Annotated in this window: 16 protein-coding genes; 7 read left to right on the top strand and 9 right to left on the bottom strand. The window is 70.9% G+C overall.

What is annotated here, in order from left to right; translation table 11 throughout:
• On the bottom strand, positions 1-1,641 hold a 1,641-nt coding region (locus E3T48_RS01140; protein ID WP_166789586.1), incomplete at its 3' end, for a DUF2207 family protein.
• Positions 1,642-1,834: 193 nt separating this feature from the next.
• On the opposite strand from E3T48_RS01140, the gene E3T48_RS01145 reads away from it, so the two are divergent.
• Together E3T48_RS01145 and E3T48_RS01150 are read left to right on the top strand one after the other, a co-directional pair.
• Positions 1,835-2,302, top strand: coding sequence for a bleomycin resistance protein (locus E3T48_RS01145; protein WP_134522052.1), 468 nt, complete (start codon positions 1,835-1,837; stop codon positions 2,300-2,302).
• A gap of 93 nt (positions 2,303-2,395) precedes the next feature.
• Positions 2,396-3,931 carry an HNH endonuclease signature motif containing protein gene (locus tag E3T48_RS01150; protein ID WP_134522053.1) on the top strand — a complete coding sequence of 512 codons (1,536 nt, stop codon included), beginning with the start codon at positions 2,396-2,398 and terminating at the stop codon, positions 3,929-3,931.
• Positions 3,932-4,109: 178 nt separating this feature from the next.
• Here E3T48_RS01150 and E3T48_RS01155 read toward each other — a convergent pair whose 3' ends face one another.
• Entirely contained in the window at positions 4,110-5,027 is a 918-nt protein-coding gene (locus tag E3T48_RS01155) for a helix-turn-helix transcriptional regulator (protein WP_134522054.1), read from the bottom strand.
• A gap of 101 nt (positions 5,028-5,128) precedes the next feature.
• Here E3T48_RS01155 and E3T48_RS01160 point away from each other — a divergent pair, with 101 nt between their 5' ends.
• Positions 5,129-5,824 (top strand): SDR family oxidoreductase, encoded by a 696-nt coding sequence (locus tag E3T48_RS01160; protein WP_134522055.1) that lies wholly within the window; start codon positions 5,129-5,131, stop codon positions 5,822-5,824.
• Positions 5,825-6,115: 291 nt separating this feature from the next.
• Here the strand turns inward: E3T48_RS01160 and E3T48_RS01165 are convergent, their stop codons facing one another.
• From E3T48_RS01165 to nudC, 4 genes are all read right to left on the bottom strand, one after another.
• Positions 6,116-6,676 carry a GDSL-type esterase/lipase family protein gene (locus E3T48_RS01165; RefSeq protein WP_241986510.1) on the bottom strand — a complete coding sequence of 187 codons (561 nt, stop codon included), beginning with the start codon at positions 6,674-6,676 and terminating at the stop codon, positions 6,116-6,118.
• A gap of 50 nt (positions 6,677-6,726) precedes the next feature.
• Positions 6,727-8,256, bottom strand: a complete 1,530-nt coding sequence (locus E3T48_RS01170) for an SDR family oxidoreductase (protein ID WP_134522057.1) — start codon at positions 8,254-8,256, stop codon at positions 6,727-6,729.
• A 958-nt stretch (positions 8,257-9,214) separates the two neighbouring features.
• The gene (locus E3T48_RS01175) at positions 9,215-10,930 is read right to left on the bottom strand and encodes an ATP-dependent helicase (RefSeq protein WP_134522058.1); all 1,716 of its coding nucleotides are present in this window, start codon (positions 10,928-10,930) and stop codon (positions 9,215-9,217) included.
• Positions 10,921-11,904: an NAD(+) diphosphatase gene (gene nudC, locus E3T48_RS01180; RefSeq protein ID WP_134522059.1), complete on the bottom strand. Its 984-nt coding sequence runs from the start codon at positions 11,902-11,904 to the stop codon at positions 10,921-10,923. The genes E3T48_RS01175 and nudC overlap by 10 nt, the downstream gene beginning before the upstream one ends.
• A 94-nt stretch (positions 11,905-11,998) precedes the next feature.
• Between nudC and E3T48_RS01185 the strand changes: the two genes are divergently transcribed.
• Positions 11,999-13,255 carry a phosphotransferase gene (locus E3T48_RS01185; RefSeq protein WP_134522060.1) on the top strand — a complete coding sequence of 419 codons (1,257 nt, stop codon included), beginning with the start codon at positions 11,999-12,001 and terminating at the stop codon, positions 13,253-13,255.
• Here E3T48_RS01185 and E3T48_RS01190 read toward each other — a convergent pair.
• Both E3T48_RS01190 and E3T48_RS01195 read right to left on the bottom strand, forming a co-directional pair.
• A complete protein-coding gene (locus E3T48_RS01190; protein ID WP_134522061.1) occupies positions 13,195-16,581 on the bottom strand; it encodes an ATP-dependent helicase in 3,387 nt (1,128 codons plus the stop codon). The genes E3T48_RS01185 and E3T48_RS01190 overlap by 61 nt on opposite strands.
• The gene (locus E3T48_RS01195) at positions 16,578-19,955 is read right to left on the bottom strand and encodes an ATP-dependent helicase (RefSeq protein ID WP_241986512.1); all 3,378 of its coding nucleotides are present in this window, start codon (positions 19,953-19,955) and stop codon (positions 16,578-16,580) included. Before E3T48_RS01195 ends, E3T48_RS01190 begins: the two co-directional genes overlap by 4 nt.
• A 98-nt stretch (positions 19,956-20,053) precedes the next feature.
• Between E3T48_RS01195 and E3T48_RS01200 the strand changes: the two genes are divergently transcribed.
• Both E3T48_RS01200 and E3T48_RS01205 read left to right on the top strand, forming a co-directional pair.
• Entirely contained in the window at positions 20,054-20,278 is a 225-nt protein-coding gene (locus E3T48_RS01200; RefSeq protein ID WP_134522062.1) for a DUF3107 domain-containing protein, read from the top strand.
• 6 nt (positions 20,279-20,284) lie between these two features.
• The gene (locus E3T48_RS01205; RefSeq protein WP_134522063.1) at positions 20,285-20,593 is read left to right on the top strand and encodes a hypothetical protein; all 309 of its coding nucleotides are present in this window, start codon (positions 20,285-20,287) and stop codon (positions 20,591-20,593) included.
• Positions 20,594-20,672: 79 nt separating this feature from the next.
• On the opposite strand, the gene E3T48_RS01210 is transcribed toward E3T48_RS01205, so the two are convergent.
• On the bottom strand, positions 20,673-21,401 hold the full coding sequence (locus E3T48_RS01210) for a ferritin-like fold-containing protein (protein ID WP_241986514.1): 729 nt from the start codon (positions 21,399-21,401) through the stop codon (positions 20,673-20,675).
• Positions 21,402-21,562: 161 nt separating this feature from the next.
• On the opposite strand from E3T48_RS01210, the gene E3T48_RS01215 reads away from it, so the two are divergent.
• Positions 21,563-22,874, top strand: a 1,312-nt coding sequence (locus tag E3T48_RS01215; protein WP_134522064.1) for a DEAD/DEAH box helicase, incomplete at its 3' end; no start/stop codon positions are given.

The following is a 22,874-nucleotide window of genomic DNA, read 5'->3' on the forward strand; positions in this document are numbered from 1 at the left end:
CGGCCCGGCCTCGGCCGGCCCGGCTTCCGCCAGCCGGGCTTCGGCCAGAACCGCGGCCGGGTCGGGCCGGTACGGCGAGCGGAGGGCGCCCGCCGGGCTCTGCAGCACGCGGAGCCGGTCGGCCTCTGCCACCCCGATGTAGAGTTTCACGCCCGTGAGGTAGTCGCGCAGCTCGGAGCCGGCCGCGGTGAGCGGCCGCACGCTCCCGGCCATGATCATCGTCGCCACGGCGAAGAGGATGCCCAACACGAGCACCAGGGCCGGCCAGCCTCCGCCGATCTCGCTGGCCAGGCCGATCACGCTCGCGACGACCGCGACCACGGCGCTGGCCCCGGCCGCGAACAGCAGCCAGCGGCGGGTCGAACCGCCCCGGATTTCCCGAAGGCCGTCGGCGAGCATCCGTTTGCGGTTGGAGCGTTGTTGGGCCAGCAGCGCGGTTGCCAGCCCGGTGTCCTTCGCCTTCAGGTCGCGCACCGTGCCGGGGGCGAGACGGGGGAAGAGCGTGGCGAGCAGCGCGTGCTCGGTCGGGTCGAGGCCGCGGGCGTGCCGCAGCTCGAGCAGGTAGTGCTTCTTGCCGTCACCCTCGAGCACCCGCACGTTCCCGCGCACGGCGAAGGAGAGGAACTGCGCAGCCATGGCCTTGGTGGACGCCGCGGACACGTCGCCGGCCTGGAGCAGGTTGACACCCTTCGGCGGCAGGTATTCGGCGATGATCGTGGGGCGGCCCGGGGCGTTGCGCCAGCGGGTGGCCCGCTGCACGGAGGCCATGATCGCCGCGACCAGGCCGATCAGCGCCGCGCCGAGGCCGATGCTCGGAAACGGGTTCGCCGTGAAGGACGAGTCCCGTGGCACGAAGGTGCCGGGTTCGAACGCGACCACCATGGTGAGTCCCTCGTGCGGGCCGAGGGCGCCGGCGGTTGCGCTGACCTGACTGCCGTCGGCCGAGCTGGTGAGGCCCGCGCAGGCGGCGGACGAGTCGGTTCCGCCCTGGTAGCAGTCCGTCTGGCCGGTGAGCCTGGGCACGAGCGCGTCCGCCACGGTCAGCGTCGCCGAGACCTCGCCGAACGGCTGGTTCCAGCCCGTGCCGTTGACCTCCCAGTAGAACTCCTCGTCGTTCGCGTTGTCGGGCACGAGGGTGACATCGATCTGGCGGTAGGTGATCACATAGGTCTGCGCGCCGTGGACGAAGTCGTCGGCCGCGATCGTCACGGTGAGGAACTCCGGCCCGTTGTCGCTGGTCGTTTCGCTTTCCGAGGCCCGGGGCGTGCCGTTCTCGTCGGTGACACTGACCAGGGTGAGCCCGGTCGGGTGGGCGTCGTAGTGGGTCGGGATCGCGCGACGGATGCCGTGGTTCTGGTCTTCGTCAGGGAACCGGGCGACGATCGTCTCCGTGGTGGTGAGGGTGGAGTGGCCGTCCTCGGTGAGGCCGAGCCGGAACTCCGAGTGCCACGAATCGAAGGTGAAATCGTCGGTGCCGGAGCGGAGGGTGCCGGGCCCGGGCGCCGGTTGCTCAGCAGTCGTCACCCCTGGCACCGATGCGCTGGCCGGGGACGAGGTCGGCACCCCGAGCAGCACGAGCGCGCCGAGCGAGACCGCGAGCACCAGCGAACCGGACAGGAGAAGGTGAACCAGTCGACGCATGCCCCCAACTCTACTCAGGCGCCCGGACCGGTCTGACAGTACCCCACCGGGGTATAGGGAATTGCGGTGCCCTGAACGCATGATCGAAGACATCAATAGGTGTTCGAGCTCAACAACAACCGGGCCTGACGCGGTTCGCCTGCGGCCCCGGGGCCGGGCGATCCGCGGGCCGGCCACGACCATACTGGGTGGCATGGATAATCAGGCGGAACTGGACCCCAAGGATTTTCCCGGCCTCGTGCCGGAGCTGCTGGTCGGCGATCTCGGCGCCAGCCTCGGCTTCTGGGTCAGGCTCTGCGGGTTCGAGGTGCTCTACGACCGGCCAGAGGAGGGCTTCGCCTACCTCCGCTGCGGAACGGCGCACCTCATGCTCGACCAGATCGGGATCGGCCGCGACTGGGTTTCCGGCGCCCTGGACCGGCCCCTCGGCCGTGGGGTGAACTTCCAGGTCGCGGTTCCGGCGATCACGCCCCTGGTCGAACGACTGACGGCCGCAGGCTGGCCGCTCTTCCTGGCCCCGGAAACCACGTGGTATCAAACGGGAGACACCAGGGCCGGGGTGTCCCAGTTCCTGGTGCAGGACCCGGACGGCTACCTCGTTCGATTCTCCGAATCACGCGCCGACCTGGGCAGCGCCGCGTCGAAGGCGGCATCGGCCTGACACGCCCGCTTTACTCGAACCATTAATCGATTTTGTATAAAAATATAATGACAGAGTCTCGACTTTGTGTTCGATTTAGAGTACACTGGTGGCATGGCAGAAGCCTCGAATCCGCAGTCACAGGCCGCCCCGGCAGGGGCGGCGAATCGGTCAGCGTTCGGCATGATCGGCTCGGACTCGGCTTCCGATCCGGGCGGGCCGGCGCAGTTGATCGGGCGGGTGCGGGAGTCGGTGGCCGCGGCGTTGGACGGGATCGCGTTCGGGTTGCTCAGCGACGCGGAGGCGGTCGCGGTGCTCGGCGCGGTCGAAGACCTGGGCCGGCGGGTGGATGCGGCCCGGGTCGGGGCGGCGGCGGAGGTCGGTTCCCGGGCCAGGAACGGTCTGGGTCATGACTCGTTGGCGTGGAAGCTGGGCTGCCAGGGCCAGATCGATCTGATCACCCGGGTCACCCGGGTGTCGGGCCGGGAAGCCACGAGACGGCTCCGGCTCGGCGAGAACGTGACCGAACGGATGAGCGGGGCGATGCTGCTCCCACCGTACTACCCGGCCGTCGCGGCCGGGCTGACCTCCGGGGCGCTCGGGGTCGACGCGGCCGATGCGATCGTGACCGCCCTCGACCAGGTGAGTCCGCGGGTCGCCCCCGATGACCTGCATACAGCCGAACGCGCCCTGGTCGCCTCCGCGACCGGCGCGAGCACCGATGAGACCCGCGGACTGCCCGGCGAAGGATTCGCATTCCCCGCCGACCTCGTCCGCGGCCTGGCCGGCCAATGGCAGGCCCGCCTCGACCCCGACGGCGCCGCCCCCAACGATTCCCTGCTCGAACCGCGCAGCACTATCGGCTTCGGCCGCCTCACCCGCGGCGTGTACCCGCTGCGGGGCGCGGTCACCGCGGACCTCCGCGGCATCCTCAACGGCGTCTTCGACAGCTACCTCTCCGCACACGCGGCACCCGCGTTCCCGACCGAAGAAGAACAAGCCCTGATCCAGGGCGGGGAGCTGGTCCCCGGCGCCGACGGCGCCGCCGCGCGCGGCGACGACCGCACCGGCGGGGAGAAACGCGCGGACATCCTCCGCGGCGTGTTCTCCGCGGCCGCCCGACACCCCGACACCCCGAGAATGGGCGGCGCGGCACCGACCGTGATGGTGCACGTGAACGCCACCGACCTGGCCGCCGACACCGGGGTCGGCTGGATCGACGGCGTCGAAGCGCCCGTGTCACTGCGGAGCGTGAAACAGCTCATCTGCACCGGCGGATACCAGAAAATCCTCTTCGGCGGCAACGGCGAAGTGCTCTACCTCGGCGGCAAGGAACGCTTCTTCACCACCGCGCAACGCAAAGCCATCGCCGCCCGCGACGGAGGGTGCATCATCCCCGGCTGCCGCGTCGCCGCACACTGGTGCGAAGTCCACCACGTCATCCCCTGGCAGAAACACGGAAACACCGACATCGACAACGGCGTCCTCCTCTGTTGGTACCACCACCACAGCATCGACACCTCCGGCTGGCGCATCCGCATGATCCGCGGCAAACCCCAAGTCAGCGCACCAGCCTGGGCAGGCACCACCACCACCTGGCAACCCGGCGCCACCCACCGAGCCCAACAAGCCACCCACCCCCGCCGGTGATTGAGCCCGGTCTCGACAGGCTCGACCACCGGACGGTGATTGAGCCCGGTCTCGACAGGCTCGACCACCGCGGGGCCCGACGACCGCGGGGCTCGACCACCGCAGCGCATGCTCGAAACCCGGCACCGACTCTGTCAGGCCGTTCACTGGTCGTACTGGCTCTGGGCGCCTCCGTTCCTCAAAGCATGCCATTCGAGTCCGCATGAGATGGCGCTGTCAGTAGCGTCGGCTCCGTTGATGGATGAGGACCCACCGCGATGGTAGTGGCGAATGCCTGCAGTCCGGCGACGCGGAGCACGTCGAGCTTGCCGGCGTCCACGGTGCCCGCCTCGGCGCTGTAGACGACCAGGCGAAGGTCGCTACCGGGCACGGTGAGCACGTCGCAATCAAGGGTGATCTCGCCGACGAGGGCCGACGCGATCGTCTTGCGCTCGGCGAGATGTCGGCTGACGGACAACGTGCTCCACAGTGCGGCGAATTCGTCGTTCGACGAGCGGAGGTCGTCGACGAGTCGGGCGAGGTTGGAGTCATCCGGATATCGGCCGAACGCGATCCGCAGGTCGGCGACGATGTCGCGCGCGAAGCCGAGACGGGATGCAGCATCCCGGACGACGGGCGCCTCACCCTCGGTGAAGAAGTGCCAAACAAGGTTCCGGTTCCGCGACGCGAGCGTCGATGGGTCACCCAGGAGGGCCGCCCACAGCGGGTTCCACAGCAGGATGTCCCAGGCGGCCGAGTAGACGCTCGAGGGCGTGTCGGCGAGCCGATCGACTATTCGTTGGATGCCGGGCGTGATGTGGCGCGGCAGATTCCTGTCGGTCGGCACGATCGCGCCGCCGACCCGGTAGAGGTGGTCGCGCTCGTCGTTCGTGAGACGGAGCGATCGTGCCAGGGAGCCCAGTACCTGCGCGGAGGGAGCGCTCGCGCGGCCCTGTTCGAGGCGCACGACGTAGTCGACCGAGAGCCCGGCGAGGGCAGCGAGCTCTTCGCGCCGCAGCCCCGGAGTGCGTCGTCCGGCGCCGGCCGGCATGCCAACCGCCTCCGGGGACACCCGGTTGCGCCAGGCCCGCAGCACGGATGCGAGTTCCGATGTCATGCCTCCAGTCTCCCCCGCCCGCGTCACCCCAGCGTGGTACGGCCAGTCCCACGGACAACCAGTGCCTCGAACGATGGCCGGATGACGCGCATCCTCGACACATGACAATCACACTGATCACCGGATCCAGCACGGGCCTCGGCTTCGAGGCCGCCCGTCGCCTCGTGGAGCTCGGACACACCGTCTACCTCACGGCGCGCGACGCCGAGAAGGGCCGGCTCGCCGCAGCCAGCCTGGGCGCGCACTTCGTGCAGCTCGACGTGACGGATGACGCATCCGTCACGCGCGCAGCCGCAGAACTCGAGCGGCTCGAGGGCAAGCTCGACGTGCTCGTCAACAACGCGGGCATCGCCGGGCGTGACACTCCACCAGCCGACGTCACCGCAGACCAGGCTCGAGCGGTGTTCGACACGAACGTATTCGGTGCCATGCGCGTGACCCAGGCGATGCTTCCGCTGCTGCGTGAATCGGCCTCTCCCGTGATCGTCAATGTCTCGAGCGGGCTGGGGTCGTTCGGAATCGTCACCGACGCCGCACGCATGGAGTCGCGATATCCGTCACTCTCGTACAGCGCGTCGAAAGCCGCCATCTCGATGCTCACCGTGCAGTATGCGAAGGCCTTCCCCGACCTTCGTGTCAACGCCGTCGACCCCGGCTACACGTCGACGGCACTCAATGGCCACAGCGGCACGCAGACCGTGACCGAAGGCACGGATGCGATGGTGCGGCTCGCGACGATCGGCGCCGATGGCCCGACCGGAACCTTCCACGACGCGAGCGGGCCCATCCCCTGGTGACGAGAGGTGCTGCGGGGTTGGCGCTCGACCACCGGGGGTCTCGACAGGCTCGACCACCGGGGGGCTCGACCACCGGAGGGCTCGACCACCGCAGGTCTCGACAGGCTCGACCACCGGGGGCTCGACCACCGGGGGTCTCGACAGGCTCGACCACCGGGCGGTGATTGAGCCTGTCGAAATCAATCCGGTCTCGACAGGCTCGACGACCGGGGGGCTCGACAGGCTCGACCAGCGCAGGGCTCGACCACTGCTCCGACAGGGGTCGACCGGCCGGGCGGCGCGAGCGGCCGGCTAGACGTGCTGAATGGGGATCGAGGTGCTCGACGGCGGTTTCTTGAACAGAAATTCGAGCGCCGGTTTGAGCTCCGCAACCCAGGCCGAGTAGCCCGCCTCGGTGAGGTGCAACCGGTCAGTCGTGAAAGCGAGCGCGAGCTCGCCGTCGGGCTCGGCCATCCTCGGCCAGAGGTCGAGGAACTGGGCGTGCTGGGTGGGCGCGAACTGACGGAGGTGGCGGTTGATCGAGCGGAGGACATCGCAGTAGTCGCGTTCGCGAGGGAGAACGGAGACCACCAGAATCCTGGTGCCCGGCAGATGCTTGCGCAGCTCGACCATGATGGTCTCGAGGTTGCGCACAATATACTCGTCCGAGCGTCGCCAGCCCAGGTCGTTCGTGCCCACCTGCAGCACAACGGCATCCGGCGCTGTCGCGACGACCTCCGTGAGCGAGGCCACCACCTGGTCGGTCGTGTACCCGCTCACACCGAGGTTCCGCACCTCATATTCGGGAAGCCAGTCATTCCAGCGTCCCCCTGCCGTGAGTCCATCTCCCACGAACACCACAGTCTGCGACATACCGGCCTCCCTCACGTGCATTAATCATGCCCCGGCCGAGGGCACTCGGCCTAGTGTTTTCCGGCCGGCACCGGCGCGCCGGCGGGTTTGTTTTCGGTGCCGCCCGAGGCATCCCTCGTCACGGAGGCGGCGGCGGTGATCCGGTTGGCCATGCCGCTGAAGATGACGCCGTGGAACGGCAGGATGGAGAACCAGTAGAGCCGGCCGCCAAGACCGCGGGGGAAGAACACGGCCCGCTGGCGGTACGTCGAGCCCCCGTCGGGCGCCGGGTCCGCGGTCATTTCCAGCCAGGCCCGCCCGGGGACGCGCATCTCCGCCCGCAGACGCAGGAAACGGCCCCGATCGATCTGCTCGACCCGCCAGAAGTCGAGCACATCACCGGTGTGCAGGCGCTGCGGATCTCGCCGGCCGCGCCGCAGGCCGACGCCACCGACGATCTTGTCCATCCAGCCGCGCACCGCCCAGGCCAGCGGGAACGAGTACCAGCCGTTGTCCCCGCCGATGCTTTCGATGATGCGCCAGAGGTCGGCCGGTTTCGCGGCCGTGTGCTTTTCCCTCAGGTCGGTATACACGAGATGGCCGGCCCAGTCGGGGTCGCTCGGCAGGGGATTGCTCGAGGCACCCTCGATCGACGCGTTGCGCCAGCTCGTCTCGACGTCACCGTCCCGCATCCGCCCGAGGGCGAGGCGCACGGCCCGCCGGTACCCGGTGAGGCCTCCGGGCGGCCGCGGGATGTACTGGTCGATGTCGCGCTCGTGCACGATGCAGTCGTTCTGCAGGGAGGCGATGATCGGCACGGCGAGGCTGCGCGGGATCGGGGTCACGAGGTTCACCCACTGCGAGGCGAGCCACGGCGTGAACACAGGCAGTGAGGCGATCGGGCGCTGGCGGAGGCCTGCCTCGAGCGCGTAGCCGTTCATCATCTGGCCGTAGCGGAGCACGTCGGGGCCGCCGATGTCGAATGTGCGGTTGACGTCGGCGGGAAGGTCGGCGGCGGCCACGAGGTAGTAGAGCACGTCGCGTACCGCGATCGGCTGGATGCGGTTGCGCACCCATTTCGGCGCCGGCATGTAGGGCAGCACATCGGTGAGGTGCCGGATCATCTCGAACGAGGTCGACCCGGAGCCGATCACGACCCCGGCCTGCAGCGCGGCCGTCGGCACCCCGGAGGCGAGGAGGATCCGTCCCACCTCGGCCCGGGACCGGAGGTGCTGGGACAACTCGGCCGCGTCGGGGTGGAGCCCGCCCAGGTACACGATCCGGGCGGCTCCGCACGCGGCGGCGGCATCGGCCACGTTCTGCGCGGCGACGCGTTCGGTGCGCTCGAAGTCGCCGCTGGTGCCCATCGAGTGCACGAGGTAGTACACGGTGTCGATGCCGGCGAGCGCCGCCCGGACACCGGATGCGTCGCCGAGGTCGCCCTGCACGACCGTGACCCGGTCTTTCCAGGGCACGTCGGTCAGCTTCTGCGGGGACCGCACGAGCACCGTCACCTCGTGACCGGATTCCAGCAGCAGGGGAACAAGGCGCCCACCGATGTATCCGGTGGCGCCGGTCACGAGAACTCTTCTGGCCGTCATCCGGCCAGCCTAAAGGCGAAGACTGGGTTGGAGCCGAGGATCGGGCGGACCCGGCCGCGGGGCACCTGCCGCGGCATCCGCACCGGCCCGCTGGTCCTGTGGATGACTCGCGCGGGCCGGCAGCGACTCAGGCATCATCACCGGATGACCCTTCGACTCAATCCCCGCTACCCACTCGTCTGGCGCACTCCCGACACCATCCAGATCGGCATCGACCATCCTGTGGTCGTGATTACCGACGTCGGCGCCGGCCTGGAGCACGTCATCTCCGCCCTCGTCACCGGGGTGCCGCGATCGGGCGCGATGATGCTCGGCCGGCGGGGCGGGACATCCGACGCCGCCACCCTGGCGCTGCTGGAAGCCCTGCGCCCCGCCCTCATCGTGACCGCCGAACGAGCGCCCCGGCCCGCCGGCGCGGAGCCGGCCCCCGTCGCCCCGCCGCCGCGCTCCCCCGCGCTGGTCTGTGTCGACGGAGTCGGTCCGACCGCGCTGCGGATCGGGGCGCTGCTTCGCGATCTCGGCCTTCAGATCGTCGGGCCCGATCACGAACCGGCCGAGCTGCACCGGGCCACCCTGAATCCCGTGGCACCGAACCCGCCCGCCCTGGCCGTCATCGTGGGCCACTACGCGCTCGAGCCGGCCCGGCACGGCCGCTGGCTGCGCGGTGACGTGCCCCACCTGCCGGTGGTCTTCAGCGACAGTGAGGTGCGCGTGGGTCCCCTCGTCGAACCGGGGGTCGGCCCGTGCCTCTACTGCCTGGAGCTGACCCACCTCGATGCCGACCCGGCCTGGCCGGCGATCGCCTGCCAGCTCATCACCCGCACCGCCCCGACCGAAACCCGCCGCCTGGGCATCGAGGTCGCCGCGCGCGTCGCCGGACTCGTGCAGGACAGGCTGGAGTCCGGCCGGTCGGGCCTGGCCCGCACGTCACTTGTGATCGATGTGTCGTCGGGGGCGATCAGGCGCCGCGAGCACCGGCCACACGAGCGGTGCGGATGCCGATCTCTGCCAGGAACCGTGACTGCTCTCGCGGGGACCGCTGCTGGTGGCCGGCCGCCGACCAGCTCAGACCGAGCCGGCGCCGCGCCCGGGTGATGCCCACGTACAGGAGCCTCCGTTCCTCATCGATCTGGTCGAAGCTGCCGGCGTAGCTGATCGGCACCAGACCTTCCGACAGGCCGACCAGGAAGACGGCATCCCATTCGAGGCCCTTGGCCGAGTGCAGGGTGGCCAGGGTCACCGCCGACACGGTCGGCTCGTGCTGCCCGGCCTGGCGTTCCATCAGTTCGTCGGTGAACTGGCGGAACGTCGTCCCGGGGGCGGCCTGGTCGACGAGGCCCATGATCGCGTTCAGGGATTCCCACCGGTCGCGCACCGCCCCGGGTGCGTCGGGTGCGGTCTGGCTCCAGCCGAGCGAGCGCAGCACATCGCTGACCGACTTGAACAGGGGCTCGCCGATGATCGAGACGGATGCCGCGCGCAGCTGCATCACCGCCTGCTTCACCTCGGCCAGGTCGAAGAACCGCTTCGACCCGCGGATCTGGTAGTTCACGCCGATATCGCCGAGCGCGGTCTCCAGCACCGCCGCCTGCACGTTCATCCGGTAGAGCACGGCGATGTTCTCCGGCCGGGTTCCCCCCTCGATGAGGTCGAGGATGCTCTGCGCCACTCCCCTGGCCTCCGCCATGTCGTTCGCGTACTCGCGCACGATCGGCACGACGCCCTCCTCGCTGGCGTGGGCGTGCAGCGTGAGGGCGCCCGCCCGCCCGCGCATCAGCTGGTTCGCCGCGGCCACGATCGAGGCGGTGGACCGGTAGTTCTGCTCGAGCCGCACGACGGTCGCGTCCTCCCACCGCTTCGGGAAGTTGAGCAGGTAGTCGCTGCGGGCCCCGGCGAAGGAGTAGATGGTCTGGCTGGCGTCGCCGACGACGCAGAGGTCTCGGCGCTCGCCCAGCCAGAGCGTGAGTAGGTCGTGTTGCAGGGGCGACACGTCCTGGTACTCGTCGACGATGAAGAACCGGTATTGTTCCCGAACCTGCAGGGCGACCGACGGTTCCGCCTCGATCATGCCGGCCATGGCGAGGAGCACATCCTCGAAGTCGATCTGCTTGCGCTCGTCCTTGAGCCGCTCGTAGCCCTCCTGCATCGCCAGGACCTGATCCACGTCGAGGCGCCCTGGCAGGCTGCGCCTGGCGATACCCGCCCCATACTGCTCGATGCTCAGCCCGCTGGTCTTGCGCCATTCGATCTCCGCGGCGAGGTCGCGCAGGGTCGCCGTGTCCAGTTTCAGTTTCAGGGATTCGGCGGCGTGCCCGAGCAGGCGGCCCTTGCCGTCGAGGATGCGGGGCGCCTGCCCGCCGACGACGTGCGGCCAGAAGTAGTTCAGCTGCGACAGGGCGGCGGCGTGGAAGGTGCGCGCGGCCACGCCGCCGGCGCCGAGCTGGCGCAGCCGGCCGCGAAGTTCCGCGGCGGCGCGCGCCGTGAAGGTGAGGGCCATCACCCGGTCCGGCGCGTAGGCGCCGGTCAGCACGCCATAGGCGATCCGGTGGGTGATCGCCCGGGTCTTCCCGGTCCCCGCGCCGGCGAGCATGCAGACGGGCCCGACGAGGGCCTCGGCGGCGACCCTCTGCTGGTCGTCGAGGCCGGCCAGGAGCTCGTCCCCGGTCAGCGCCATCCGTGCACCTGGTCCGGTCCGAAGTCGATCGGTTCGCCCAGCCACGCCTCGATGATCGCCCGGGCGATCGACGACCGCCCCGGCAGGATGATGCTCGCCTCTGACGCGCGGAGTTCGTCGCGGCTGAACCACCGCAGGTCGAGGATCTCCTCGCCGTCGGGCAGCAGCGCGGTCGGTGACTGGCCGTCGGCGAGCCTGACGGTGAAGCCGAACATGATCGACGCCGGGAACGGCCAGGGTTGGGAACCCAGGTAGACCGGGTCGGTGACGCGGAGCCCGGATTCCTCGAACATCTCCCGGATGACGGCCGCCTCGAGCGACTCGCCCGGTTCGACGAAACCCGCGAGCAGCGAATACCGGTTGTTCTCCCAGAGCGCGTTCGAGCCGAGCAGGATACGGTCGTCGGAGTCGGTGACCAGAACGATCACCGCCGGGTCGGTGCGTGGGAAGACCTGGCCGCCGTCCACCGGGCAGAGCCGGTTCCAGCCGGCGGTCTCGACCGTGGTCTCGGCGCCGCAGCGCGGGCAGTGGGTGTGCGAGAGATGCCAGTTCGCCAGGCCGAGGGCCTCGGTGAAGAGGCCGGCGTCACGGTCGGACAGCGTGGTCGCCACCGTGCGCAGCGGCGCCCAGGCCTCCGGGTCCGGCTCGAGGGACAGCGCGGCCTCGTCGCCGAGCACCGCGGCCACCAGACGGGTGCCCACCGGTTCGGCCGCGTCCTCGGCCAGCGACCGGCCGAGGTAGACCCGAACGGTCGCCTCCGGCACGGTGAGCGGCTCGAGCAGGAGGATCCGGGGCGCGTCCGCGGTGCCGGCGACGTGTGGTGCCAGCAGGACCGAGCCGCGCCACAGCGCGAGGACGCGGGTGCCGGCATCCGCCCAGAGTTCGTCGAACAGGCCCGGCCGTGACCGGGTCTCGTGGTCGCGGTCGACCGCGTGACGGGACAGCGGCAACCGGGCCGTGAAAGAGAACGACATGGTGACCCCTTCGGGGCTCTGGCGTGACAGCCGAGTAGGTGTGGGGGCGTGGCGGACAACCGCGCCGAGGGGAAGTCGACCTAACCTAGTAGGCATGGCCAGATCCCCTTTCACTCTAGCCGCGCTGGCCACCTCCGCCGTCCCGGGCCTCGACGTGGTCCAGGCCCGGCTGCACGGGTCCAGCGCGCGCACCCCCGGCGCCCACGGTGCCTTCGACTCGGCCCTGCTCGTCGACCGTGACGGCCGCAAGCTGATCATCCGCGTCCCGGCCAGCCAGGCCGCCGAGACCGAGCAGTCCGCCGATCTCGTGGCGTTGCGCGCGCTCACGACCGGCACCCGCAGCCGGCTGCCGTTCGACGTGCCCGAGTTCGTCGGCCAGGCCCCGCTCAGCGGCACCCGCGCCGTCGTCTACGAGCTCCTGCCCGGCGATTCCTTCGACGCGGATGCCCTGACCGGCCACGCGGGCGTGTCCGGTTCGATCGGGCGCGCCATCGCCGCGATCCACGGCCTGCCGACGGCGTTCGTCGGCACGGCCGGTCTCCCCCAGCAGAGCGCCGAGGAGTGCCGCACGTCGACGATCGAGCTGATCGACCGTGCTGCGGCGACGGGCTACCTCCCCGCGGCGCTGCTCCGCCGGTGGGAGCTGGCCACCGACGACGATTCCCTCTGGCAGTTCGCACCCTGCGTCGTGCACGGGTCCATGTCGGCCGAGTCGTTCCTGATCAGCGAGGATGCCGTCTCCGGAGTGCTCGGCTGGTCCGCGCTCAGTGTGGGCGACCCGGCCCGCGACCTGAATTGGCTGCTGGCGTCCCGCGGCGCGGCCGGCGAATCGGCCGTCGCGTCCTACTCCGCCGCACGCCAGGGCAACGACCCCCGGATCACCCAGCGCGCCATGCTCTACGCCGAGCTGGAGCTCGCCCGCTGGCTGCTGCACGGCACCGACACCCGCAACCAGCCAATCGTCGACGACGCCGTGGCCATGCTCGACGGCCTGGTCGACAGCGTGCACACGCACACCATGCATCCGTTGTCGCCGAAGACCGGGCCCATCCTCGACGTCACCGACGTGGAGAACATGCTCGCCGCCACGCCGCGCGGCATTCCCCGGCGCGACCTGGCCTCGGCGATGCACACGGATGCCTACAACCTGTCTGAATTCGGACCGAGCGAGTTCGACGACGACGGCACCGGCGACGCGACCGACGCCCCGACCGACGCGACCGGCTCGGGCTCCGGCACCTCCTCGGCCGGCCTGTTCGCGGACGACGCGACCGGGCCGATCGGCCTGGTTCAGATCGACACAGGGCCGGCCACCGACGACCAGGCCGCCACCAGGTCCTCCTCCGAGTAGAGCCGGTCAGGGGCGACGACCGTGTCGTCGGCGACGAAGTAGAACACGGCGTCGACGATGGCAGGGTCGATGCCCTTCCAGCGCGCGTAGGCGAGGCGGTACAGCGCGAGCTGGGTCTGCTTGAGTTCGAGGTCCGCAGCGTTCTTCGGCGCCCGGCCGGTCTTCCAGTCCACGACCTGGTAGCCCGTCTCGGTGCGGTACACGGCGTCGAGTTTGCAGACGAAGACCTGCCCGGCGAGCACGTGGTGGATCTCGATCTCCACCTCCTCGGGCTTGAGACTGCCCCAGGGTGAGCGCTCGAAGGTGCGTTGCAGCCGTTCAAGCTGCGCCTGCTCGAGCGGCTGGTCCTGGTCGAGGTCCAGGTCGAACACGTCGGGGCCCTGGTCGCCGAGGTCCAGTTCATTGAGGTCGGCGTCGATGACGTCCCCGGCGTTCGCCCCGCCGGCCCGGCGCTCCACCCAGGAGTGGAACAGGGTGCCCAGCCGGGTGGCCCGGTACGGGCGCTCGGGCATCGGCCGGCGGAGGCGGGCCAGGGCGTCGGCCGGGTCGTCGACGAAGTCCTTGAACCGTGAGGCGGGGATGCGGGTGGGCATCGGCATCCGGCCGGAGCCGGCCAGGCGTTGCGCCCGTTCCTCGAGCAGGAGGGAGACGGGGTGCGACCAGCGGGTCTCCACATCGGTGCCCGCCTCGGCTGCCTCGGCGGCCCGATCGACCCTCGCGGCCGCGGCCTCGACGACGGCGCGCCTCGCGCCGAGCGGGTCGAACGGCCACCGTTGCGCCTGGTCGAGGCCGGCGTCGGGCTTCTCCGACGCGTCGCTGACCAGCCGGACCGGGCCGATCAGTCCGGCGCCTGCGAGTTCCAGCAGGTACCGGCTCGGTTTGCGCGTGGTGCTTCCGCTGCCCCAGAACGACCCGGTGAGCAGGAGCCCCCGCTGGGCGCGGGTCGTGGCCACGTAGATCAGCCGGCGCTCCTCATCGTCGTGGCGGGCGGCGAGCTGTTCCTTGTAGGCCGTGAATTCCAGGTCGAAGGAGAGCTGGGTGTCGTGCCCGTGCCAGCGGAGCTCGGGGAGCTCGGCCCGGTCGCCGCGGAACGGATAGGGCAGCTCGCCGAAGCGCAGCCAGCCGGCCCCCTCCCTGGTCTGGGCCGGCAGGCTCTTCTCGGTGAGATTGGGGATGGCGACGTAGTCCCATTCGAGCCCCTTGGCGCCGTGAACGGTGAGCAGTTGCACGGTGCCCTTCTCCGACGGCTCGACTCGCGGGCCCATGTCGTCGGAGCGTTCGGCGCGGGCCAGCCAGCGCAGGAAGCCGGCCAGGCTGCCGACCTCGTCGCTGGCGAGGAAGGCCGACACGGTGTCGTGGAAGGCGTAGAGGTTGGCCAGGCCGAGGCTGTTCGCCTCGTTGGCGACGAGCTCGACGTCGAGCAGGGTCTCCTGTTCGATCAGGCGCACGAAGTCGAGCAGCGGCAGGCCGGCCCGGGAGCGGAGCCAGGCGAGTTGGCGGCCCGCCGCGCGCAGCCGGGCCAGGCCCGGCTCGCTGAATCCGGAGAGCTGGCCGTGGCGATCGGGCGCCGCCGCCACGAAGTCGAGCGCGTCGACAAGTGAGCTGCCCTCGTCGACGGCGACGGATGCCCGCATCTTCGCCTTGAGTTCGTCGGTCACCGCCTGCTGGGCCCAGTCGTGGGCTGCCAGCCACCGCGCCACCGCGGCCAGTTGCTGCAGGTCGCGGGGGCCCACCCGGTAGCGGCCGCCGCTGAGCAGCCGCACGAGTTCGCTGCCGGCCGCCGGGTCAGCCACGACCCGGAGCACGCTAACGACATCGGTGACCTCCGGCGTGGACAGCAGCCCGCCGAGGCCGAGCACGTGCGCGCGGACCCCGTTCTCGCGCAGCACCTCGGCGAAGAACTCCATCTCCCGGCGGGCGCGGAAGAGCATCGCCCCCGAGCGGTCCCCGCCCGTGGTGAGCCGTTCGGCGAACCACCGGGCGACGCTACGGGCCTCCTCGGCGATGGTCTCGCTCATCACGGCATCGACCGTTCCGGACTCCGAGCCGACCGGCACCTTGAGGGTGTCCACCTGGATGCCGTCGGGCCGGGACCGCAGCGCGTCGCTGAGCGGCGCTACGAGCATGTTGGCCACACCGAGCACCGTCACCGGGTTGCGCCAGGTGTAGGAGAGCGACATCGACGGCGCCTCGGCGTTGGAGCGGCCGGCGAAGCTCTGCGAGAAGCCGAGCAGGTTGGCGGAGCTGGCCCCGCGCCAGCCGTAGATGGACTGGTGCGGGTCGCCGACGGCCATCACCGGATGCCGGGCGAACAGGGTGTGCAGCAGCTCGGTCTGCAGCACCGAGGTGTCCTGGTATTCGTCGAGCAGCACCACCCGGTACTGGTCGCGGTAACGGGTGACGACCTTCTCCACCTTCTGGCAGACCTGCAGCGCGAGCGCCACCTGGTCGGAGAACTCGATCAGTCCGAGCCGGCGTTTCTCGCTGCGGTACCGTTCGGCCAGTTCGAACAGCACCGGAAGCGGCCCGACGGCGGCCAGCGACTCGTCGACCGAGCCGTAGGGGATCTTCTTGCGCGGGTTGCCGAAGGGCAGGTCGCGCAGGTAGGCGAAACCGTCGGCCAGCCCGGCGAGGTCGTGGCTGGCTGGCTGCCGCCCCGGAGCGACCGGCGGGGGGTTCTCGGCGAGGGCACGGCTGAACGCGAGCACGGCATCCGTCACCGCGTCGACGCTCTTGCCGACGGGGACCAGCCGGCGGTCGCCGTGTTCGACCACGACCCGCCGGGCGAGCAGCCACGCGCTGGTCTCGCTGAGCAGCACCGATTCGGGTTCCCGGCCGAGCAGCAGGGCGTTGTCGGTGAACAGGCGGCTGGCGAACGAGTTGTAGGTGGAGACGGTGGGGCTGTTGAACAGGTCGGACGAGTCGACCGGCGGCGCGTCGACCGGCGGCGCGTCGACCGGCGGCGCGTCGGGCCCGGCCGACTCGCCCTGCGGCAGCAGGCCCTTCGCGTCGAGCTGGTCGATCCGCTTGCCGATTCGCTCGGCCAGTTCTCCGGCCGCCTTGCGGGTGAAGGTGAGCCCGAGGATCTGGTCGGGCCGGGCGTGGCCGTTGGCGAGCAGCCAGAGCACCCGGTTCGCCATCGTCTCGGTCTTGCCGCTGCCGGCGCCGGCGACGACGAGGGTGGGTGCGAGCGGGGCCTCGATCACGGCCTGCTGCTCCCTGGTCGGCGGGAACATCTCCAGTGCCTCCGCGATCTGGAGGGCTGAGATCTGGAGGGCTGAGCTCTGCAGGGCTGAGTTCGGCGCGGCGGAACGGGGTGCATTCATGAGCTGACCTGCTTGATGACGTGGATTCGGCAGGACCCGTGCGAGCGCGGGTCGAGGCAGTGGGTACTGATTTCGGCGACGAAGGTGGCCCCGCCCATCCCGGCGGCGTCCTCGCCCACCCGGCGGCGGAAGGCGCCCAGCTCGTCGGGGGTGAAGGCAGGCTGGGTGGGGTTGCGGTAGTTCTGCCTGACCGTGCCGGAGGAGACGATCACCAGGCGGGCACCGGCCAGCGGTGTGCCGGGCGGGATGCCGTCGATGGCGCCCTCGGTGAAGGCCAGCTGGTAGGCGCCGAGCTGCGGATGCTCCGCCACCCCGGCGTCGCTGATGGGGTCGCCGCGGCCGGTCTTCAGGTCGACGATCACGGCCCGGCCGTCGCGGAGCCGTTCCACCCGGTCGACCGTGCCGGAGAGCACGGCGCCGTCCACGTCGAGCGCGAAGGTGCCCTCGGCGCTGAGCAGGGCACCCCCGGTGTGTTCGAAGTCGAGCAGGTACGACGCGAGCCGGTCGGTGAGCACTCGCGCCTCGACCTTCTGCAGCCGTGACTGCCAGTCGGCGTCGAAGTGCAGTTCGTCCCAGCGGGCGTCGACGGCCTGCCAGAGCGCGTCGGGGCTCCGGTCGGTGGACTCCTCAAGCACCTTGTGGATGATCGTGCCGAGGTTGGCGGCGGTGTTCGACGTGCCGCCGCCGACCTGCCCGATCACCCAGTGCAGCGGGCACGTTTCGAACGCGGCCATCCGGGAGGGCGAGACCCGCACCGGCCCGTCGCCGGCGTCCCGGTCGCTGAGCGGGCGCACGGTGCTCGGATCGGTGAGGCCGTACCACTGGCCGGGAGCCGCGCCGGCCACGCCCTCCCTCGCGAGCCGGGCGAGGGTGGCCGCGGCATCCGTGGCCCGGTCGGTGCCCCTGTCCGTGGCCCTGTCCGTGGTCTCGTCGCCCGGACCGGCCGCTCCGCCGAACCGGGTGAGGTCGCGGCGGAGCCGGCCGACCAGGCCGCGCAGCGACAGCGGGTAGCGGCTGGCGTCGCCGGAGTCGAGGTCGCCGGCCCCGACGGCGCCGGGCAGCAGCCGCAGGAACACCGACGGCTCGTTGTCCTCGTTGTCGACGGCGGTGACGAGCAGTTCCGTGCGGGCGCGGCTGGCGGACTGGGCGAACATCCGCAGCTCGTCGTGCAGCACGGCGGTGCGCTCGCCGCCCGGCTGCGGCACCTGGCCGGCGGCGAGCGCCGCCAGGTCGCCGGCGCCCAGCAGCGAGCCGCGGATGCGCAGGTCGGGCCAGACGTTCGCCTGCACCCCGGCGATGACGACGAGGTCGAAGTCGCGGCCGATCAGGCCGCTCGGGGTGGAGACGACGACCGCGTCGCCGAGCGCGCGCGGAGCCAGGGTGTCCTCCGGCACATCGGTGTCGACGAGGTGCTCGAGGAACAGGACGGGCGGGGCGGCCGGCGTGCGCTCGACATACCGCTGGGCGGCGGAGAAGAGAGCGACCACGGCGTCGAGGTTGTGGTTGGCCTCGTCGGCGACGAGGCCGGTGCCGGCGGCCTGGTCGTACCATTCCCTGGCCAGCCCGCTGCGCTGCCAGAGCCCCCAGAGCAGTTCCTCGATCGTGGCGCCCGCGTCGTATTCGACGGCCGCGGCGCGGAGGCTTTCGCCGCAGCTCGCAGCCCGGCGGGCGGTGCGGTTGTCGATTCCGCCCAGCAGTCCGGGGTTGGCCAGCGCGTCGACGAGCAACTCGTCGGCGCTGCGGTGGCCGTCGGCCGGCAGGTCGCCCCGGCTCGGCTCCTGTTGGCTCGGCTCTTGTTGGCGCAGGTCCTGTTGGCGCAGGGCGGCGCGGAGGCGGCGCAGCGTGATCGGGTCGAGGCCGCCGAGCGGGCCGCGGAGCAGGTCGACCGCCGTGTCGGGGTCGAGGGCTTTGCGTCCCAGGGTGATCTCGAGGGCGAGGATGAACGCACGAACCGCGTATTCGTCGCGCAGCGCGGTCTGCGCGCTCGACACCTGGGTCGGCACCTCGAGCGCGGCGAGGCCGCGGGACAGTGACGGCACCAGGGAGCCGCTGCGTGCGATGACAGCCATCCGGCCCCACGGGACGCCGCCGAGCACGTGGCGTTCCCGGAGGCGGCGCGCGACGACCGCGAGCTGGTCGGCGGGACTGGCCGCGAGGATCGCCTGCACGGCGGGCAGGCCGGATGGCAGGCCGGATGGCAGGCCGGCGGGCGAATCCGGCCCGACAGTCTCCCCGGGTGCCGCCACGGCGTCCGCGAGGTCCGCGACGCCGGCGGCGCGCTGGGTGCCGGCGGCCGCGGTGCCGATCCGATGGCTGATCCCGCGCACCACCCCGCGGATGGCGTCTCCGTGCCGGTACACCGTGCCGAGGACCAGGGTGGTCACGGGGATGCCGCCCAGGTAGGTCGACAGCCGGCCGAGGGCATCCGGGTGGGCGCCGTGGAAGGAACCGGTGCTGATGTCGGGATCGCCGGCCGCGACGATGGCCACCCCGCGGGCCGCGAACTGGCGGATCAGGGTCAGGACGCCCTGGGTGAGCTCCTGGGCGTCGTCGAGCACGATCAGGCGCAGCCCGGCGAGCGCGCCGATGGCGGACGCGCCGGCCGGACCGGCGGGCGCGTCCGCCACCACGGCGGCGGCGAACTGCGCCAGCTCGGTCGAGTCGTACTGGCCGGGCCTGGACTGGTCCTTCACGTCTTCATAGCCGCGGATGAATTCGGCGGCGGCCACCCACTCCGGCCGAGCGGTGCTGCGCCCGAGGCCGGCCAGGGCATCCGCGGTCACACCGTATTCGACGGCGCGCATCATCAGGTCGCGCAGTTCCGTGCGGAAACCGCGCAGGGCGCGCACGTCGGCGCCCAGGGTGGCCGGCCAGTCGGGTCCGGCCCGGTCGAGCCGGTGGCCCTGGAGCAGCTCGGCGATGATCTGGTCCTGCTCGCCGCCGGTGAGCAGGGTCGGGGCCGGGCCGCCGGTGCGCGCCACGGCATCCCGTACGATCTGGAACGCCACCGAGTTGGCCGTGCGGGCCAGGGGGCCGTTGGTCGGCACGCCCAGCCGCAGGGCGAGGCGGTCACGCAGCCCGGTGGCGCCGGTGCGGGTGGGCACCAGCACGAGCACCTCGCTCGGCGAGTAGCCCCGCCGCAGCACCCGGTCGGCGACGAGCTCGACCAGGGCGGTGGTCTTCCCGGTGCCCGGCGCGCCGATCACGGCCGCCGAGACGCCGTCGGCGAGGTCGAGCACGGCGCGCTGTGCCTCGTCCAGGCCGACCGGGCCCGGCCGGGATTCCCGGCCGAACGGGCCGGAACCGGCCGTGTTCGCGGCTCCATCGGCGGCGGAATCGGTGTCGGTGCGCTGCGCGAATCCCAGGGTTGTCACGTTTTCAAAGCTAGCGGGTTGCGCCGACAGTGAACGATGTCGGGCAGGCAGGTCGTTCTGTCGTAATCTGGGCGCTTAGGCAACGAAAGGCGCATCTGGTGGATATCCGCATTGGCATCTTCAACTCTCCCCGTGAGATTGGCTTCGAGACCTCGCAGCCCGCGAACGAGATCGAGGAGACGGTTGCTGCCGCCCTCGCCGGGCAGACCGGTTACCTCAAGCTTTCCGACAGCAAGGGTCGGGTCTACATCGTCCCCACGATCGGGCTGGCCTACGTCGAACTGGGCGCCGAGGCGTCCCGCCGCGTCGGTTTCGTCGCCTAACCAGCCATGGAGCTCCTCTTCGTCGCCCTCGGCGGCGCGCTGCTCGGGATCACTGCCCGGTACCTGCTGCCCGGCCGGCACAGCCACGGGTCCGTGCTGGTGCCGGCCGTCGGCACGGCCGTCGCGGCGATCGCCTGGGTCGCTCTGACCTGGCTCGGCTGGGCCTGGGCCGAAGGCTGGATCTGGTGGGTGTCGCTCGGCCTCGCGGCGGTCGCATCCGTTGCCGCCGACCTCCAGCTGGGCCGCTCGCGCTCGCGGGGCGACCGGCGGATGCTGCACACGCTGATGAAGACCGGCCACCCCGGCCACGCCTGAGCAACGCCTACCGGCCCGGGCCCGTCCAGACTCGTCTGGACTGATCTGACGCGTCTGACGCGAGTCTCGGTGACGGCGCTCAGGCGGTGAGGCCGAGGCCATCCATCCGGCGCGTGTGCGCCGCGATCAGCTCGGTGAAGACGGGTTCGATCCGCTCCTCGCCAGGGGCGGACGCGCCCGCCGCCGGAACGGCGGCCGGGATGGCCGACCGCGCCACGAGCAGGGTATCGCCGACCAGGCGGCGCCCCCACAACGCCAGGTGCGAGCCGAGCCGTGGGTCACCGTCGATGGCGGCCTTCAGATGCTTCACGAGCACGTCGGTGCCAGCGCCCTGGCCGAGCAGGTGCGCCACCCGCGGGCCGACGTCGCCGGGCAGCCCGTCGGACAGCCGGATGAAGAAGTCGTCGAGCAGGCCGCCGGCGAGGTAGCAGCTCAGCAGCAGCTCGCGCCAATCCGCACCCATTGTCTTGGCCCGGAAGTCGTCGAGTGCGGGCGCGAACGGCGCCATCACCTCGGAGGGTTCCCCGCCGCGCCGGCGGATTTCCGCGACGAGGCCCTGGTGTTTGGCGAGCGCCCGGCCCGCGGCCGCGCTCAGCCCCTCCTTGGAGTCAAGGTCGGGGGCGAGCCTGATCGCCTGGGCGAGATTCTCGAACATTCCCAGTTCGAAATATGCGGCCTGGCCGAGGAAGGGCAGCAACTCGGGTGTCAGGTCCGCGATGTCCACCTTGGTGGTCGACAGACGTGCTCCCCTGGTCGACGGACGAGGGATCTCCACACGCTTAGCGCGTCGATCGAGCCACGAGATCACACGCCCAGCATAGGACAGTGCCGGTCCCCGCGGAGCGCCTCATCAAGTTCACAGGGGTCGCCCGGTAAGGTTGGACCACGCCATCGGCATGGATCGGTGGCCGGTGCCCGAGGCAGAAAACGGGCGCATTCCAGCATCCAGCTAATGACAGGCAAACATTCGTGACTTTCTCCGAACTCAATATCGACCAGGACATGGTCCAGGCCCTCGCAGATAAAGGCATCCTCGAGCCCTTCCCCATCCAGTTCCAGACCATTCCCCTCGCCCTCAGCGGCCAGGACATCATCGGCCAGGCCAAGACGGGAACCGGCAAGACGTTCGGCTTCGGCCTCCCGCTGATCCAGCGCCTCGGTCTCAACCCCGAGCCGGGAGTGCAGGCGCTCGTCGTCGTGCCGACCCGCGAACTGTGCGTGCAGGTCAGCGAGGACCTCGAGCTCGCCGCCCGCAACCGCGACACGAAGATCGTCTCAATTTACGGCGGCAAGGCCTACGAGGGCCAGATCGAGCAGCTCAAGGCCGGAGCCCAGATCGTCGTCGGCACCCCGGGCCGCCTGCTCGACCTCGCCAGCCAGCGCCTGCTCAGCCTCGCCAATGTGAGCGAGATGGTGCTCGACGAGGCCGACAAGATGCTCGACCTCGGCTTCCTCGCCGACATCGAGAAGCTGTTCTCGCAGACCCCCTCGACCCGCCACACCATGCTGTTCTCGGCGACGATGCCCGGCCCGATCGTGGCCCTGGCCCGCCGGTTCATGAACCGCCCGATCCACATCCGAGCGAGCGACCCCGATGAGGGCCTGATGCAGGCCAACATCGAGCACCTCGTCTACCGCGCGCACAACATGGACAAGGACGAAGTGATCGGCCGCATCCTGATGGCCGAGGGCCGCGGCAAGACCGTGATCTTCACCCGCACCAAGCGCGCCGCCGCCAAGCTTGTCGAGGAACTCGGCGACCGGGGCTTCAACGCGACCGCCGTGCACGGCGACCTCAACCAGGAACAGCGCGAACGCGCGATGGCCGCATTCAAGGCCGGCAAGAAGGACATCCTGATCGCCACGGATGTCGCCGCCCGCGGCATCGACGTCGAAGACGTCACCCACGTGATCAACCACACCATCCCCGAAGACGAGAAGGCCTACCTGCACCGCGTCGGCCGCACCGGGCGCGCGGGCAAGACCGGCATCGCCGTCACGTTCGTCGACTGGGACGACATGCACAAGTGGACGCTGATCAACAACGCGCTCGACTTCGGCACGCCCGTGCCGATGGAGACCTATTCCTCGTCCCCGCACCTCTTCGCCGACCTGAACATCCCGAGCGGGTCGAAGGGTCGCCTCCGCGCATCGCCGGTCCGCGAGGCGCCGGCCGGCGGCGGCCGCTCCGACTCGGGGCGCTCGGGCTCGGGGTCCGGCCGGTCCGACTCAGGGCGCTCCGGCTCGGGTCGCTCCGACTCCGGGCGCTCCGGCTCGGGGC

Origin of the sequence: Cryobacterium fucosi (assembly GCF_004403515.1) — a bacterium.
Lineage (GTDB): Bacteria > Actinomycetota > Actinomycetes > Actinomycetales > Microbacteriaceae > Cryobacterium > Cryobacterium fucosi.